This is a genomic window from Streptomyces mesophilus (assembly GCF_011044995.1).
GTDB classification, from domain to species: domain Bacteria; phylum Actinomycetota; class Actinomycetes; order Streptomycetales; family Streptomycetaceae; genus Streptomyces; species Streptomyces mesophilus.
On record NZ_JAAKZW010000019.1, the window covers coordinates 17528 to 34208 of the forward strand.

Sequence of the window (16681 nt, forward strand, 5' to 3'; positions counted from 1 at the left end):
CCCGGGCAATGTCCGCTTCCTGCCGATGTCGTGATGATCTAATTCACGAGCCGTCCAGGCGGGGAAGGGTTGCGACTCCAACACCCCTGCCGCTTACGGCCGTTGCGTGGGCAAATCGCCCCGCATCACATCAACTCCGCATGGATGAACGTCCGCTGGGCGTGAGGTTCCCTGATGCAGTCAGGGGCGCCCTCGCGCGCGGACCGTCGGCCACGCGGCACCTGAGGGGGAACGGCAATGTTTGCCATCACCAAGAAGAACTCCGTCCGCGCCGCAGCCGCCGTGGTGGCTCTCGCAGCCTTCGGCATGAGTGCGCCGCAGGCCTCGGCCGGGGAAGTTCCCGCGAAGACGGAGCTGAAGATCTCCGCGAAGGCGGATGACACCACGCGGGCCATCGCCGAGGAGGAGACCGCGGCGGTCCTGGCGACGGGCAACCTCTGCGGCAGCAGCTACCAGCTCTACTACGCCGAGCGCCTGCCCGACGCGACACGCCTGGGCACCCTGTTCGTCTACAACCAGACCTCGGGTGACGGCGTCTGCGCCATCTTCGACAACAACACGGGCACCGCCAAGTACATGAAGGTGAAGGTCTGCGACTACAAGACGACCCCCACCTGTGTGACGGACGAGGGAACCTTCAGCCAGTACGCCGGCCCCGTCCGTATGAACGTGACCACGTACTGCGCCACGGTCATCGCGGTCATGAAGACGTCGAAGTCCGCCACCACGGCGCTCATCGACCGCAAGGCGAACGCCCGCCCCTGCAACTAGAAGCAGCGCATCGCCCGCGGTCAGCCATGTCCGATCGGGCGCTGCTCATCGATGTCCGTTCATCGGTGTCCGTCATCACGCGATCTCACCTCGGAGTATTCATGAAGAAAGCACTGGCCCGCACGGCGACCGTCTCGGCGGCCATCGTCGGGATGAGCCTGGTGCCCCTGGCCGGCACCTCCTACGCCGCGAGCTGCAGCGGCGCGGGCTGCGACAACCAGGGCCCGCGGGCCACGGGCTGCGAGACCGCGAGCGTCACCACCCAGAAAACCATCGACAACAACAGCCGCAAGGCCGAACTGCGTTGGTCGGCGGGGTGCAGCGCGGCCTGGGTCCGGGTCACGAACAATTCCTCGAACTCGCTCTACAACTCGTACGGCTACATCGAGAAGTACGACTCGGCCGGCAAGCTGATCCGCTCGCTCAGCATCCGGGTCCCCGACAACACGGGCGGCTCGGACTGGTCGAACATGCTGGGCGGCGCCAGCTACTACTACCGCGTCTGCATCGCCTTTGTCGGCAACGAATACCCGATGAAGTGCAGCACGAAGTTCTGAGCCATCGACCGAGGATGACGCGGAAGTAACCCCCGCAAGAAGCCAGACCGGCCCCGCCTGCCGCCGTGCGAACTCGTGAGAGATCCAGGCGCGGGCCGGCCGGCACACCGCAAGCCGGCGATGCCGCGTGGTGGTGTTGCTCCACGTAGACAAGGAAAGTTTGTGCACATCCCCCAGCGAACGACGAGCGTCGCGATATCTGTCATGTTCGCGACAATCCTTCTCGGTGCGTGCTCGTCGTCCGGATCGCCGTCCGACCCGGCGAAGGGCCAGGCACCTGTCGACCGCAGCAACTGGCCGGCAAAAACGCCTACGTCCGGACTGGCCAAGGGCTTGGCACTGCCGCTCGAGGCCTACATGTCCACGTATGCGGATCAGGTCACGGTCGACACGGCCCTGCGCACCCTGCAGACGCGCTGCATGTCCGAGTACGGCTTCGCCGTCGACCTGCCACGCCCCGGAGTGAACCCGCCGGCCGGCAACAACTCAGCCCATATCGAGCGTCGTTACGGCATCACCGACCGCGCCCAGGCGAAGAAGTACGGCTACCTGCTGCCGCCCGAACAGCGCAAGCACACCGAGCCGGAGCTGCCCGACCTGCCTGATGTCCAGGTCGAGGTCCTCACCGGTCACACCAAGCCGGAGCCGGTCGCCGCGCCCACGGGCGGTGACGGTTCCTACTTCGGCTCATCCGAGAAGACCGAGCCCGCTCGGGCCGAGCACAACGGCAAGAAGCTGCACAAGGGCGGCTGCATCGGCTGGTCGCAACAGCAGCTCCAGCTCAACGAGTTGGATGCGGGCTTCGTCTCCCAGCTCGCCTCCAGGAGCCTGTCCGAGTCCCGGCCGGGCAAGCCGGTCGGCAAGGCCATCACGGACTGGGCGGCCTGCATGAAGACCAAGGGCCACAAGTCCGCCGACCCGTTCCGGGCCATGGAGCAGGGTCTCGCCGACGGTGACGGCGCCACCAAGAACGCGATCGCACTCGCCCTGGACGACCTCGACTGCAAGAAGCAGACCCGTCTGATCGAGGTCTGGTTCAAGGAGGAGTCGGCCATCCAGAAGCGGCTGATCAACGACAACAAGGACCAGCTCGCCACCGTCAAAGCGCGCATGAGCGAAGTCCTCGCAGCCGCCAAGGCTGTCAAGTAACCAGAGAAGGAAGAACGTTGAGACACAGACGTATCCGTCTGCGCGTCCCGGTCACCCTCGCGGTGGCCACCGCGCTGGCGATACCCCTGGGCCTGCCCGCGCAGGCCGAGGAATCAAAGCCGCCCCAGGGCGCGGCTCAGGGGTGGAGCAACTCCCCCCAGCAGCAGGGCAAGGTCACCTTGAAGCCCTCCGCCATCCCTGCGAAGGATCGCGCCGGCCTGCTCGGCAAGGACTACCAGGACTCCGCCGACACCGCGGTCACCGCGACCGGCGACGGCACCGGCTTCCACCTCCTTGCGGGCAAGGAGAGGGACGGCTACCAACTGCGCACGATAGCCAGCCTGTTCGAGGACGGGTTCGCCTCGGACACCTGGATCGGCAACCACTGCGTCACCGGTTCCGGCAAGTTCGCAGCCGTCTCCTACGCGCCGCGTATGTTCACCAACAAACCCCAGCTGATGGTGCGCGGTGCCTTCACCGCGGTCGTCGACCTGACCTCGGGCAAGGTCACCAAGCTGCCGTTCCAGTCGTCGCTCGCCTACTTCTCGCCCGGCTGCGGCCAAGGCGACCAGGCGGTGTTCACCCAGCTCACGCACGACGGTGACAAGAAGCAGCAGACCCGCCTGCTCACCATCGACGCGGCGAGTGGCAAGGAGTCCGAACCCGTCACGCTCGGCGGGCAGATCACCTCCGCCATCCCCACGGCCGAGGGCATCGTCGCCGCGCACGGCAACAAGCTGGTACGGATCAACGGCACGGCCGAGAAGACCCTGGCCGCCACGACGACGGTGCCGTTCCAGATCACCGCCGACGCCGACGGCAGCATCACCTTCATCGACCGCGAGCTCGACACGACCACGTCCAAGACACCGGCCAGCTGGGCCAAGCACCTGGACCACACCAAGGTCGCGCAGGGCAAGAAGACCACGCCCGTCACCGTCGCCTCCGGCACGCTGCACGCATGGGACCTGGCCCGCTCTGCACGCGGCGACGTGTTCGTCACCGGTGACGCCACGTCGAAGACGCTCCCCCAGCGGGTGCACAACCCCGGCAGGCTCCCCAAGGGCGCGGCGATCTCCAGCCACGCCCGGGCGGCTCTGACCACCACCTGGTCCGACGGCAAGACCACCCTGGTCAACCCGGAGGACGCCGCGGCCCCCCGCCCCGCGCGTACCGCGCTGCGCCTGCTGGAGTCCGGCAAGTCCGTGACGCTTGACCTGCGTCCCGGCGCCCACCGCATGGGCAACGCGGCACAGGGGCACGCCCTGTCCCCCGCCCTGCCCACCGGCGGCCCCGTCGACTCCGGCCCCGACAAGGCGAGCAAGGCCGACAAGACCGGTGACGGCCTGTCCACGCAGACCGTCAGCACCCAGGCCCTCGGCGCACAGGCCGACGACCCCAGCGAAGGCAGCGGGGAACGGTACTGCTCGGTGGCCCGCAACGACGTGAAGAAGCAGGCGTTCCAGCCCACACCGCGCCAAGTCGAGTGGGCCGTGGACCAAGCCGTCGTCGGCGAGCTGAACTTCTACCGCGACAGCAACTGGAAGAACACCGGCATCGCCGGCGGCTACCAGCCCCAGGGTCTGTTCCCGCCGATCGTCCTGGCAGGTGACCCCAACGGCACCCTCGACAACGAGGACCCCGACGTCACCGACAAGTGGCACATTCCCGCGCAGGTGATGCTCGGCATCACCGCGCAGGAATCCAACATGTGGCAGGCCACCCGCTTCGCCGTCCCCGGTGTCACCTCCAACTCGCTGATCGGCAACTACTACGGCGTCGACTACGCCGCCTCCGGCGAACAGGTCGACCCGTGGCGTATCAACTGGGCCGACGCCGACTGCGGTTACGGCATCACGCAGGCCACCGACGGCATGCGCCTGGCGGGCAAGACCAAGCCGGGCGAGACCGCCCTGTCCACGGTGGCGCAGGAAGCGGTCGCGCTGGACTACACCGCCAACGTCGCGGCCGGCGTGCGGATCCTGTCGGACAAGTGGAACCAGACCTACAACGCCGGCATGAAGATCAACGGCGGTCACCCCAAGTGGATCGAGAACTGGTTCTTCGCCCTGTGGGCGTACAACTCCGGCTTCTACGACACCGCCGACTCCCAGGGCCACTCGGGCGTGGGCTGGACGAACAACCCGGCCAACCCGCTGTGGAAGGCCAACCGGGTGCCGTTCCTGCAGCACGCCACGGACTCCTCCAAGGACGACTACAGCCACGCCGCGCACCCGCAGGACTGGCCGTATCAGGAGAAGGTGATCGGCTGGGCGGCCCGCCCGATCTCGGCGATGTTCGCTCCGGGTGACTTCCAGGCGGGCTACCGCCCCGCATGGTGGACCACCAACGCGGACCGCGCGAGCGCCAAGCCTCCGGTCGACCTGTTCTGCAACGCGACGAACAACTGCAACCCGACCAAGATCGGCGACAACGACTCCAACGACCCGGGCCTGGGCGCCTGCACCCTCGACGCGGGCAACAGCGACACCAACGCACACTGGCTGCACTGCTGGTGGAACCAGGAGGTCACCGCGGCGCAGTGGAAGAACTGTGACACGGGGGCCAAGTGCGGCAACGGCGTGCACCGCTTCACCACGTCCTACGGCGAGCAGCCGGATGCCGGCTCATACCCGCCGAACTGCTCCACCACGCCGCTGCCCGCCAACGCCCTGGTGGTCGACGACTTGGCGAACGGCACCACACCCGCAGGCGTTGACTCCAAGCGCGGATGCGGGGCGGTGCAATCCAGCGGCACGTTCAACTTCACGTACGTGCCGTGGGACACCCCGATGGATCTCACCCACGACGGGACGGACAACCCGACCACCGTCACCACGTATCCCGGCAAGATCGACACGCACCAGATCGGCGCGGGCTACGGCAACCACTTCTGGTTCACGCACACCCGCACCCTGGATCCCCACCCGGCCAACGCCAACCGGATGAAGGTCACCGGCACCTGGAAGCTCAACAGCGCACTGACCAACACCAGCCGCCAGGCCAAGGTCTTCGCGCACATCCCCGACCACGGGGCGCAGACCTCCAACGCCGTCTACCGGATCCAGACCCCGGAAGGGGAAGAGGAAGCGTCCATCTCGCAGACGGCGAACGAGTCCAACAAGTGGGTCGACCTGGGCGCCTACTACTTCGGTGACCAGATCCCCGAGGTGCAGCTCGACAACTTCAACGGCGGCAACGGTTCCGCCGACATCGCCTTCGACGCGCTGGCCTTCGTACCCGGCACGTACGACGGTCAGAAGATCACCGGCAATATGACGGCCAACCCGACCGCGCCGGAACCGGCCCCGGTCGAGCCCGGCGAGGACATCACCGAAGAGCTCTTCCCGAAGGTCGCCGGTACCTCGAAGGCTGATACCTCGGCCGGCCGCACCGCGACGGCTCCGATCACGACCAGAGGCACCTCGTCGTGCTCGACCGCGTCGGTGTCCATCACCCGCCAGCGCACCAATAGCTGCCTCCACGACGAGCTGTCCGTGACGCACTTCGAGAACAACGCACCGGACGGGGGCGCGACGTTCGACTACTACAACACGGTCTACCTCGACCCCAAGAGTGCGGAGTTCTCCCAGGTCACCAATATCCGGTTGAAGTCGATGAGCGGTGCGATGCACACCGTCGACTTGAACTACGAGGCCAAGTGCCGCGGGTACTGCGAAATCACCAGCGTCAACTGGGACGGATCCAAGGTCTTCAAGAAGGGCGACACCCTGGAGAGGACCATCACCACACGGATGAAGTGGACGCCCAGCGGTGCGTCCATGAACTCGATCACGCCGTACTGGTCCTTCGGCGGGGCGACCAACGGGGACGCGATCCGCAACCCGCTCGAAGTCGAGAAGTCCAAGCTGGACATCCGCTGCGACACGGCCGTCTCCGGAGCCGGTACCGGCTGTGTGTTCTCCGGCTACGACCCGACGTACGTCATGAACTCCAAGAAGTTCCCCGGGGCCGCCGCGCATATCGACATGATGTGGCGCAAGACCACGCTCGACTGGGGCAACCGCAACGGCGGCAAGCCGCTCACCTATCTGGGCAACAAGATGGCCGTCGACGAACCGACCAAGACCCAGCAGGACCGCAACCGTCAGCTCATTTGCGGCAGGCAGTGGAAGACCTACAGGGACACCGGTCTGTTCAGTGACCTGTGGACCCTGGAGGCCGGGGAACCGCGTACCGACGCGAAGAGCTGCGACGAGTTCGCCTTCGCCAATGCCTTCCAGAGCGCCGGAAACTCCAGGGGCCCCAACCCTGTCGGCTACAGCGGCAAGGAATGCGTGCAGACCTACGTCAAGCGCAACCCCGACGACACCATGACGCTCCACCTGCGTCCGGATGCCCCGGCACCGACCTGGAACGAGCCCTGCGGCCGGTCCTCGATGTCGAACTGGCAGAACACCCAGTCGATGCGCCCGTTCGGCGACTTCATCAAGGAACAACGTCTGATGGAGGACGACGACTACTGGCTCGACCTCGACGGATTCACCCCGCCCACCCCGTAACCGCACCATGAAAAATGCCCCCCGATTTTCGTCGGGGGGCATTCGTGCTTCACAACCACACGAGTCGTCCGTCGACGGCTGAACAGACGGGATGGTTTCCCTCGCCGATCCTCGTCAGCGTCTCTGCCACCGAGTCGAAATAGTCGGCCAATGAGGCGTACTCCCCCGTGGTCGTGATCTCACCCACGAACCACCTGCCGATACGTCCGTCCCGCACGTCGATGAACTTTCCCGTCCAGCCGTCCTGATCCGACAGGAACGGGATCCACTCGTTGCGCCAGAACGGGTTGTCCGGCTGATCGGGAGGGTTGACCCCGCCGGAAACCCGGTGGTTCGCATAGAGCTTTTCCATCGCCCAGATCCCGAGAAAGAAGCTGGTCTCGTCCGGGAACCCGGCGAAACCGCAACAGGCCACATCGTCGTCCACCTCTTCCTCAGGAAGATCCAGATTGTTCTGCAGCAGCCATGCCCGCAGATCCGGAGGAAGAGAGATACCCATCCGCCCCTCAGCGGCCGTGAGCATCTGCTCCGTGGCCGGCCCGGGCAATTCCGCGTGATCGGCCGGAGCCTGCTCCCGCAGAAGCTCCATCACCCGAGACCAACTCTCCACCGCACTCATCCCCACTGCACTCATCCCCACTGCCCTTCTGCACCGACGGAACCGACTCGAGCTCGCGCCTTGTCCAACCTCCTGTGGAGGCTTGCGAGTTGCCTGCTCAGCAGGCCGGTCACGGTGTCATCGGGTCCGCTCGGCGAGGTGGGCGCCCATGGTGGTGTTCAGATCTGTCATGAATTGCTCGAACTGTTCCAGGAGTTGCGGCGGGTAGGGGGACATCGCGGCATCGAGGCGGCCGGCGAGCGGCCCGAAGAATTCGTCCGCCCGCTGTTGTACGTGCGGGCCGCCGCGCAGGGTGACGATGCGACGGTCGGAGTGCTCGCGGGTGCGGGTGATGTGCCCGGCCGCTTCGAGGCGGTTCAGGAGTGCGGTGGTGGCGCCCGTGGACAGGGAGATGCGCTCACTCAACCGGGCCGGGGACAGCGGGGTCCCGCGTTCTTCGGCGGCGGCGATCTCCAGCATCGCGGTCGCGTCGGTGGAGTGCAGGCCCAGCCATGCCGCGAAACGCCGACTGAGCTCGGCGTAGTGACCGCCGTAGATCCTCAGCACCTCCATCAGCCGCTCACGCTGCTCCGCGACACCGTCCCGCACGGCTTCCTCCACGCCTGACCCTCCGCCCTTCTCCCGCCGCACAGTCCGCGACAGTCCGCACGGTCACTCCGCTTTGACAACCTACCGTCACCACTTTACCTTCATGATGGAATTACTTCACCATGGAGGTATCTGTAGTGCGTGACCCGTCCCCCACCCCCGACAAGACGACCGGGCCCTACCGATGGCGATGGCTGATCCTGGCCGTGATGATCGTCGCCGAGATCATGGATCTCCTGGACGCCTCGATCGTCAATGTCGCCGGACCGGACCTCGAGACATCGCTCGGCGCCGGTTCCGTCGGACTGCAATGGGTGATCGGCGGGTACGCGCTCACCCTGGGCGCCGGGCTCGTGCTCGGCGGCCGGCTCGGCGACCGCTACGGCCGGCGCAGCATGTTCCTGATCGGCCTGGCCGCCTTCACCGCGACCTCCCTGCTGTGCGCGATCGCACCGAACATCGAGTCACTGATCACCTTCCGACTGCTGCAGGGCACCGCCGGAGCGATGCTGCTGCCCCAAGGCCTGGGCCTGCTGCGCGAGAACTTCTCCGGCCCCGAACTCACCAAGGTCTTCGCCATCTTCGGACCCGTTCTCGGCTTGGGCGGCATCATCGGCCCGGTCCTGGGCGGCTTCCTCATCGAGGGCGACTTCTTCGGCCTGGGCTGGCGGTCGGTCTTCCTGATCAACCTGCCCATCGGCATCGCCGCATTCCTCGTCGCCGCGAAGTTCGTACCCAAGAAGCCGGGCGATCGCACGGTACGGGTCGACATGACCGGCGCCACACTGATCGTGATCTCCTGCGCCCTGCTTGTACTGCCGCTCAACCAGGGACAGGAGGAGGGCTGGCCACTGTGGACATGGCTGTCCATGGCCGCCTCGGCGACCGGGTTCGCTCTCTTCGCCCTTCAGCAACGCCGCATGGCCGCCACGGGCCGCGCACCGCTGGTGACCCCGGGCCTGCTGCGCAAGCCGGCCTTCACCGTCGGCCTCGGCGGCATCGCCCTGTTCTTCGCCGGACTGATCGGCACCCAGCTCGTCCTGACCCTGTTCCTCCAGATCGGCCGGCACTTCAGCGCCGGTGACGCGGGCCTGGGCAACCTGCCCCTCGCCGTGGGAACCGCGATCGGCGGCGCCATCAGCGGCGCGTTCCTCGCCGACAGGATCGGCCGCAAGGTGCTCCAGATCGGACCGCTGATCCAGCTGGCCGGTGCGGCCGTGCTGTGGTTCGAGCTCGACGGCCTCGACACCGCCTCGTTCTCGATCTGGGACATCGTGCCCGGCGTGACAGTGGCGGGCATCGGCGCCGGCATGGTGATCGCCGCCCTGTTCAGCTTCATCCTGGCCGCAGTTGACGACAACGAGATCGGATCCGCCTCCGGAGTCCTGTCCGCGGTCCAGGCGATCGGCGGCTCCATCGGCGTCGCGGTCTTCGGCTCGGTGTTCTTCGCCCAGGCCAAAACGGGTGACTTCACCGGCGGCTTCCACCGCGCGCTGATCGTCCAGGCATGTCTGCTGCTGGTCTTCCTCACGATCACCTTCTTGCTGCCCAAGAAGGGCCGCCCCGAAGAGGAGCAGCACGGCATCACCCCCGAGGCGGCTGCCGACGACTCCGACACCAGGCAACACCTCACCGTGTGAGCGCCGGCCTCAACGGGCGCCGCAGCGCCAGTAGTTGGCTTCTCTGAGCGGTCAGAACCGCCATCCGGGAAGGTGCGGCGCACACTCGCCGCAAGCGTGCACCTAGGACCTGTCCGGCCGATCATGTGACTGCACCGCATCTGGGTCGTTGATGTGGGCATGGGGCGGGGTGATCTGAGTGATGTTGAGTGGGAACGGCTGCGGCCGTTCCTGCCGGTCAGCAACAGGCGTTGTGGCAGGTGGCGGGACCACCGGCAGGTGATCGACGGGATTCTGCACCGAGTGCGGACCGGCGTGCAGTGGCGTGACCTGCCCGAACGGTTCGGGCCGTGGAAGACCGTCTATGAACGCCACCGGCTGTGGTAGGCCGACGGGACGTGGGAGCGTCTGCTCCAGCAGGTCCAGGCCGCAGCCGACGCGGCAGGTGAGATCGACTGGGACATCTCGGTCGACTCAACCATCGTTCGCGCGCATCAGCATGCGGCGGGCGCCCGCACCGCCCCACCGCCGGCGCCCGGCTCAAAGGGGGCCGAAAGGCCAGAACGCCAGGACGAAACACCGTGGCAGAGCCTGCACGCCCGCCTGGTGGAGGTGGTGCTGGAGGTGAGGGCCTGGGCCGTTCGCGCGGCGGGTTCACCACCAAGCTCCACCTGAGCGCGGACGGCCGCTGCCGACCGCTGTCCCTGATCGTCACACCAGGTCAGCGGGCGGACTGCACCCAGTTCAAGCCGGTCCTGGAGAAGATCCGCGTCCCGAAGCTCGGGCCGGGCAGGCCCCGCAAGAAGCCCGACAGCGTCGCCGCCGACAAGGCGTACAGCAACGGGCCCGTCCGGAACTACCTGCGACTCCGGGGCATCCGGCACGCGATCGCGGAGAAGTCCGACAGTCAGGCCGCCCGCCAGCGCAGAGGCTCACGCGGCGGGCGGCCACCAGGCTTCAACGAAGAGCGGTACAAGAAGCGCAACACCGTTGAACGGGCAATCAACAAGCTCAAGCACGCCAGAGCCGTCGCCACCAGATATGACAAACGTCGCTACATCTACCTCGGCACAGCAACCGCGGCGGTGCTGGCCATCTGGCTCAGGGCGTGAACCACCGCAAGGCCAGACAGTAGAGTGACCTGCCGAGATCACCACTTCGAAAGAAGAGTCATGCCCCGCAAGACGGCGGCTGCTCTACGTCTGGACGCTGTCTGCCGGTCCCATCTTCAGGACTACCGGCGCCGGTCCTCACAGTTCTCACCCCATACGCGTCGCCAGGCGGCCCGGTTCGAGGCCGAACGCGGCCTTCCTGCCCAAGCGCTCGAACACGCCGTCCAATGCTGGCGGGGCTTCGTGCACCGTCCAGGATGGCCGCTCTACCTGCCCAAACCGCATCTGCCCGGCTACGACATCTGGGACGACCGCCTCCTGATAGAGCAAGCCATCGGCGCTCTCGACAGACGAGCAGCCCGGGAAATCGCGTCGGCCGTCAAAGAAACCGACGCCGACTTCCTGGCACGTACTCTGCCCGACCCTCACGCTCCAAATGCCTGGCCGTGGTGGCGTCGCAGATGCCAGGACCTGGGCGACATCATGCACGTTCCATCACAGGCGCATGATCGGCCGGACAGCTCCTAGTCGATACGCCGAGTCCCCATCAGCTGCCGGGTGAAGTCGCCTTGGTCGTCGCGGTCGACGTTGTACACCACCTTGCCGTCAGTGCTCCACGTGCCTGTCCGGCTGTGCCCGAGAGCAACCGCACACGAGTACCACTGTGTACCCGTGCCCGGCCACTCCTGGGTGTTGATCAGACCGCGGTAGTCGCAGGTCTCGGACGCCCGAGTGACGTCGGAGTCGCCGGTGTATTGCTCCAGGCGCACCTGCAACTTGAATCCGTCGAAGACGCGGGAACCGTCACGGTCGCCGCCCCCGCCCCCGGTCCACGTGATCCATGCGCCGGCGTAATAGGTGCCGTCGTCGTACGTGATGCACGTGTACATGGAGACTTGCGTATACCTGGAGTTGCCGTCCGGCCTGACCGTGATGTCGGACTGAGTCTTGCAGTCGCTGTCCACTGCATGCGCGGGTGCTGCGGCTAGCGCGGTGATGGCGAACATGGCGGTGAACAGCGCGAACAGCGCTCTTACGGCGTGTCGCAGTTGGCGTACCACAGGATCCCCCTCTGTCCTCAGGCTTGAACTGCAGAATTGCAGTCGTGTGCTGGGGCGACAGCTGTTTGCGCTACAACGCAAAGCCGGGTGTTTGACGTCGGGTACCGAAGGAGTGCGGCGCACTACGGGTTCCGACTTCAACAACATGTTTACGTTGTGCTGTTGGGGCATCCGAGAGAACGTACACACGTTGAGATCGAAGAGCAGCGAGGGGAAAGATGGCTGTCGCCGAGTTCTACTCCACAGTTCTGGACACCACCGACCCGAAAGGTCTCGCAGCGTTCTACGCGGACCTGCTCGGCGGCACGGTCGACGACTCGGGCGAGTGGGTGGCTGTGCAGCTTCCCGGGGGACAACGTCTGGGATTCCAGCACGTAGAGGCACACGAGCCGCCCGTGTGGCCGCACTGGCCGGGCGCCGAAGGCGACCCGCAACAGTCCCATCTGGACCTGAAGCTGACCGGCACACACGAAGAGGCCGAGCAGCGGGTGCGATCCTTGGGCGGACGCGTACTGGACGCGGACGACGACGGCGGTAAGCGCCCCTTCCGCGTCTACGCGGACCCGGCCGGGCACCCGTTCTGCCTGGGTCGGTTCTGACCTCACCCAGCACACCAACGGCCACCGTCCCTGCCATCCCCATGCGCCGGAGGACGGCCCCTCCTAGTCGGTGGACATGGACAGAACGCCACGCGCCTCCGAGTCCCCCAGCAGCGGGCGGAGCATGTCCACTTGGACTACCCACTGCTCGTCCGCTAGTTCGCTCGGATACGGCTCTCGTCCCATGCCGCGCATCTCTGCATAGACATGCTGAGAGGGTGGCCGGTGCGGCGATCAGTACCACGATCGAGCGATCACGAACCGAGGAAGATCGGACTTAACGCCCTCTCAAAGCCGGTGGGTCGGCCGTCTTTGCTGCCTCGGGCTTGGCGGTTGGCCCGCTGGTTCTGCGGTTCGGGGATGGTGTGCTTGATCTGGCGTCGTCGCAGGTAGCGGCGGTTGCGGCAGGAGGAAAGGGCCCTGTCGCCACCAATATGGTCGGGTCGAGTCCGGGGCCGCCCACCGTCCAGGCGGGCGACACGGACGCGCTCCATGACCGGGATGAACTGCGGGGCGTCGCCCCACTGGACCGGGGTGGTCACCAGGGCCAGCGGGCGACGTCCGCCCTCACCAGCGAGGTGATATTGCAGTTCAGGCGACCGGCGGATCCCGCCACGGCACGCCGGTCCGGTCCCGGTACATCCCGTTGATGATCCGGCGGTGACTGCCCCAACGGCCGCCACGCTGCCCCGACTTCGGCAGGTGCGGCTTCAGCCGGGCCCATTCTTCACTGGTGAGATCTCCCCGCCCCATGAACAAGCCTGCGGGTCAATACGCCTAGGCCGCCGGCGCGACCGCACCCGGGTCGTCGGACACCGCCTGGCCAATCAGTGCGATGTCCGCAGTGGTGGCTGCGTATCCGCCGACGGAGACGTCCTTGCCCGCGAGCCACGCGTCTGTCCTTGCGACGGCTTCACGAGGGTCGCGGGTGCCCGTCATCACGCACAGCGTGAACGTGGCGTCCTCGCGTGCCCGAGCGCTGGCCGGCGTGGGGCAGCGCTCGTCCCTGATCACCGCGTCCGCGTACGCAGCAAGAGCAATCCGTAGATCCCTGGCAGCAGGTACGAGCACCGCAACACTCCTCACACGTCATGGCCCCGGACATGTCCTCCGGAGCGCTTTCCACGCTCTCGCTTGCCCCGGTCCTCCCCTGTCACACCAAGTCGGCAGAAAACGCATCTACGCTCCGGGCGCTTCGCCTCGTCGGGCGGCGCGGCGTCGCAGGCGCACTGGCAGTGCGTACCAGCAGAAGCCGAACCACAGCATGACGCCGCCGACCAGCGCTTCGGCGAGCACGCCGGGGACCACGAGGCGAAGGATGAGCAGGAGGGTGCACGCGATGGTCAAGGCCAAGAGCACCATGCCGCAGATCATCAACCGGCTTGCCGCTTCGACCACTTCGTCCTTCATACGTTGGCCGGACAGGAAGCGGTGGATGGAGACGGGCGCTATGAGCGAGCCGGTGGCCGACGCGCCGAGGACGACCGTGACGACGTAGACGACCCGGTCGAACGTGGCCAGCTCCCGGAACAGCGGGGTGAAGGCCACGCTGAGCAGGAAGCCGAAGAGGATCTGCACACCGGTCTGGGCGACTCGGGTCTCCTGGAGTATCTCGTTCCAGCGGCGATTGACCCGCTCGCGTGCCGACTCCGGTACCTCGACGTCCGGTTCCGCACTCGCCCGGTCCTGGCAGTCACGGCACGACAGATCCTCTGTCGTGGCCGCAACGGACTCCTGTGTCATGGCCATTGTTTTCCTCCCGCGTCAGAGAAACCGAATTCCCCATCCCGGCTTCTCCATGCAGGTCAGCGATGCGTGTCAAGTCACGTGCACAGGTGCGCATGATGTGCGGCGAACGTCGGCCGCATGATGAACCTCCGCACAACGCAGCGCAGTTCACCGGCCTGGAACCGGCTGATCGGCGTGGCTGCGGGACCCTATGACCTGCGGATCACCAGCGCCGCGCAGTCGTCCGTGTGGCCCGTCGCGTCGGCCAGGGCCATGATCTCGTCCGCCAGAGTGCTCAACGGCCGGGTGTGGTCCGTCGCCGCCCGCGCCACCAGGCGAAGGCCCTCGTCCAGCGGCCGGGAGGGTCCTTCGACGAGTCCGTCGGTGACCAGGGCCAGGGTGCCGCCCGTCGGCAGGGTGAACTCCGTGATCGGGTACGAGGCATCGTCGAAGATCCCCAGCGGCAGACCGCCCGGGATCTCCCTGATCTCTGACCGCATCCGCCCCGCCTGGACGAAGGGCACGTGGCCCGCACGCGAGGCAACGATCCGGCCGTCGGGTTCGATCAGCAGATACAGGCAGGTGGCGAAGCCCCGCGCGCCCATCTGCTGCATCAGCGCATTGGTCCGCTCGAGAACCCGCTGCGGCGCCGGATCCTCCCAGGCGTACGCGTGCATGGCGGTGCGGACCTGACCCATCAGCGCCGCGGCCTTGATGCTGTGGCCCTGCACATCGCCGATGATGCAGGCGGCGCCGCCGTGCGGCAGGGCGATCACGTCGAACCAGTCGCCGCCGACGTCGAGTTCGGTGTGGGCGGAGGCGTAGCGGGCCTCGATCTCGTAGCCTGCCACCTCGGGCAGGCTGCGCGGGAGCATGTCCCGTTGGAGGGCGCCGGCGAGTTCCAGGCGGGCCGCCTGCAGCCGGATGCGCTCCCACGCCTGGCCCGCGAGGGTCGCGATCACTCGTACGAGGGTGCGTTCCTGCTCGGACGGGTGGTGCGGTTCGGCGAACGTGATGACCCAGCCGCCGAGCAGCTGATGGCTCGCCGCGAGCAGCGGCACCATCACAAACGACTCGGCACGGGTGGCCGACAGGAAGTCATGTGCGTGCGGCCACTGTTGCCGGTAGTGCGCGCGGTCGACGATGAACTCCGGGCGGCCCGAGACGATGGCCTGCGTCAAAGGCTTGGGAGCGTTCAGCGGCACACCGTGCAGATTGCGGGCGAGGGCCGGGGCGATGCCCGCGCCGAAGGTCACCCGTAGCCGTCCTTCCTCCACGAAGGCCACGAGCGTTCCCTCCCCACCGAAGGCAGGGGCCACATGGTCGAGGATCGCCGCGGTGAGCTCGTGCTCGGTGGTGGCCGAGACGAACTCCGCCGCAAGGTGCTCCACCAGTTCGCCGCGCCTGCGCGCCAGGGCGTGCGCCTCGGTCAGCGCCTGATGGCGTTCGACGGTGGCCGTGGTGTCGTTGGTCGAGCCGATGATCCAACGCCGCTGTCCGAAGCCGAAGCGCATGACGCGCGACCGCGTGCGCAGCCAGTGGTAGTGGCCGTCACGCCCGGTCATCCGGTAGTCGACCGTCACCTGCTTACACCTGTCTTCGCGCAGGTCCCAGAACGCCTTCTCGACCCGTGGGCGGTCCTCGGGGTGCAACTGGTCCAAGAGCTGTACGAGGGGGATGGATTCGTCGGTGCTGACGTTGCCGTGGAAGTGCTCGCCGTCCAGCCAACCGAAGAGGTCGGCCTCCTCGTCGTACGCCCACAGCGCGTCCTCCGACAGGACCGCCAAGGCCCGCAGTACCGCCCAGTGCCGGAGGCGGGCTCCGTCCTCGATCTCGACGAGCAGCGCGTCGCGGGCCTGCGGGGCCCTGTGCACCGACAGCATGCACACGACCGGCTCGGCGGGCTCGAGTTCGAGTTCCACCGGCTGACGATTGGCCGGTACGCCCACGCCGTCGCCGGTGCCGCGCCAGGCTTCCTCGAGCATGCGCTCGGTCATGAGCCTGCTGGCGTCGCCGACGAACGCCATGAAGTCCGCGCCGCGCAGCACACTGCGCGGGCGGCCGAGCCAGGCGCAGGCCGTGGCACACGCGTCGGCGACGACGAACGTGCCGTCGCCGCCGTCCTGACGTGTCAAAAGCAGTCGCGCGCGGCCCGGCGCCACCTGCGCGACGTTATGTGTCGAAGAGTTCATGCCCACCCGGTCCAGCGCAGTCCCCGTACCGGCACCCCATGGCCCGCTGCCCGCTGCCTGCTGCAGCAGCTGCGTCCGGGGTGACGGCTCGCCAGGCTATTCGCCATGCGCGTACGCGGGGCCGGGACGAAAGGGCCGTCATGACCAGCCGAAAGTCCCTCGC

General features: G+C 67.0%; 13 protein-coding genes and 2 pseudogenes. 8 read left to right on the forward strand and 7 right to left on the reverse strand.

Annotated features, from left to right (window positions below):
* The first annotated feature begins 237 nt into the window (after window positions 1–237).
* The 4 genes from G6045_RS08490 to G6045_RS08505 all read left to right on the forward strand — a co-directional run bounded on the left by G6045_RS08490 (window position 238) and on the right by G6045_RS08505 (window position 7000).
* Window positions 238–771 (forward strand): hypothetical protein, encoded by a 534-nt coding sequence (locus G6045_RS08490; protein ID WP_165331229.1) that lies wholly within the window; start codon window positions 238–240, stop codon window positions 769–771.
* A gap of 101 nt (window positions 772–872) precedes the next feature.
* Window positions 873–1328, forward strand: coding sequence for a DUF2690 domain-containing protein (locus tag G6045_RS08495; protein ID WP_165331230.1), 456 nt, complete (start codon window positions 873–875; stop codon window positions 1326–1328).
* A 204-nt stretch (window positions 1329–1532) separates the two neighbouring features.
* The gene (locus G6045_RS08500; protein WP_235967709.1) at window positions 1533–2477 is read left to right on the forward strand and encodes a hypothetical protein; all 945 of its coding nucleotides are present in this window, start codon (window positions 1533–1535) and stop codon (window positions 2475–2477) included.
* A gap of 17 nt (window positions 2478–2494) precedes the next feature.
* On the forward strand, window positions 2495–7000 hold the full coding sequence (locus G6045_RS08505) for a hypothetical protein (protein WP_235967710.1): 4506 nt from the start codon (window positions 2495–2497) through the stop codon (window positions 6998–7000).
* Between the two features lie 49 nt (window positions 7001–7049).
* Here the strand turns inward: G6045_RS08505 and G6045_RS08510 are convergent, their stop codons facing one another.
* Together G6045_RS08510 and G6045_RS08515 are read right to left on the reverse strand one after the other, a co-directional pair.
* Window positions 7050–7589, reverse strand: a complete 540-nt coding sequence (locus G6045_RS08510) for an SMI1/KNR4 family protein (RefSeq protein ID WP_235967713.1) — start codon at window positions 7587–7589, stop codon at window positions 7050–7052.
* Window positions 7590–7736: 147 nt separating this feature from the next.
* Entirely contained in the window at window positions 7737–8171 is a 435-nt protein-coding gene (locus G6045_RS08515; RefSeq protein ID WP_206343458.1) for a MarR family winged helix-turn-helix transcriptional regulator, read from the reverse strand.
* A 158-nt stretch (window positions 8172–8329) separates the two neighbouring features.
* Here G6045_RS08515 and G6045_RS08520 point away from each other — a divergent pair, with 158 nt between their 5' ends.
* The 3 genes and pseudogenes from G6045_RS08520 (at window position 8330) to G6045_RS08530 (ending at window position 11466) form a co-directional block, all read left to right on the forward strand.
* Window positions 8330–9847 (forward strand): MFS transporter, encoded by a 1518-nt coding sequence (locus G6045_RS08520; protein WP_206343448.1) that lies wholly within the window; start codon window positions 8330–8332, stop codon window positions 9845–9847.
* A gap of 159 nt (window positions 9848–10006) precedes the next feature.
* Window positions 10007–10938, forward strand: a pseudogene (locus tag G6045_RS08525) (IS5 family transposase).
* Window positions 10939–10998: 60 nt separating this feature from the next.
* The gene (locus G6045_RS08530; RefSeq protein WP_165331233.1) at window positions 10999–11466 is read left to right on the forward strand and encodes a hypothetical protein; all 468 of its coding nucleotides are present in this window, start codon (window positions 10999–11001) and stop codon (window positions 11464–11466) included.
* Here G6045_RS08530 and G6045_RS08535 read toward each other — a convergent pair.
* The gene (locus G6045_RS08535; protein ID WP_165331234.1) at window positions 11463–11999 is read right to left on the reverse strand and encodes a hypothetical protein; all 537 of its coding nucleotides are present in this window, start codon (window positions 11997–11999) and stop codon (window positions 11463–11465) included. The genes G6045_RS08530 and G6045_RS08535 overlap by 4 nt on opposite strands.
* A gap of 218 nt (window positions 12000–12217) precedes the next feature.
* On the opposite strand from G6045_RS08535, the gene G6045_RS08540 reads away from it, so the two are divergent.
* Window positions 12218–12598: a VOC family protein gene (locus G6045_RS08540; protein ID WP_165331235.1), complete on the forward strand. Its 381-nt coding sequence runs from the start codon at window positions 12218–12220 to the stop codon at window positions 12596–12598.
* A 284-nt stretch (window positions 12599–12882) separates the two neighbouring features.
* Here the strand turns inward: G6045_RS08540 and G6045_RS08545 are convergent.
* From G6045_RS08545 to G6045_RS08560, 4 genes and pseudogenes are all read right to left on the reverse strand, one after another.
* Window positions 12883–13351 (reverse strand): annotated as a pseudogene (locus tag G6045_RS08545) (transposase); the annotation flags it as partial.
* 24 nt (window positions 13352–13375) lie between these two features.
* Complete coding sequence (locus tag G6045_RS08550) at window positions 13376–13669, reverse strand: DUF5133 domain-containing protein (protein ID WP_165331236.1); 294 nt, start codon at window positions 13667–13669, stop codon at window positions 13376–13378.
* A gap of 108 nt (window positions 13670–13777) precedes the next feature.
* Window positions 13778–14347, reverse strand: a complete 570-nt coding sequence (locus G6045_RS08555) for a DUF6328 family protein (protein WP_408056318.1) — start codon at window positions 14345–14347, stop codon at window positions 13778–13780.
* Window positions 14348–14535: 188 nt separating this feature from the next.
* Window positions 14536–16518, reverse strand: a complete 1983-nt coding sequence (locus G6045_RS08560) for a SpoIIE family protein phosphatase (protein ID WP_165331237.1) — start codon at window positions 16516–16518, stop codon at window positions 14536–14538.
* Between the last annotated feature and the right edge of the window lie 163 nt (window positions 16519–16681).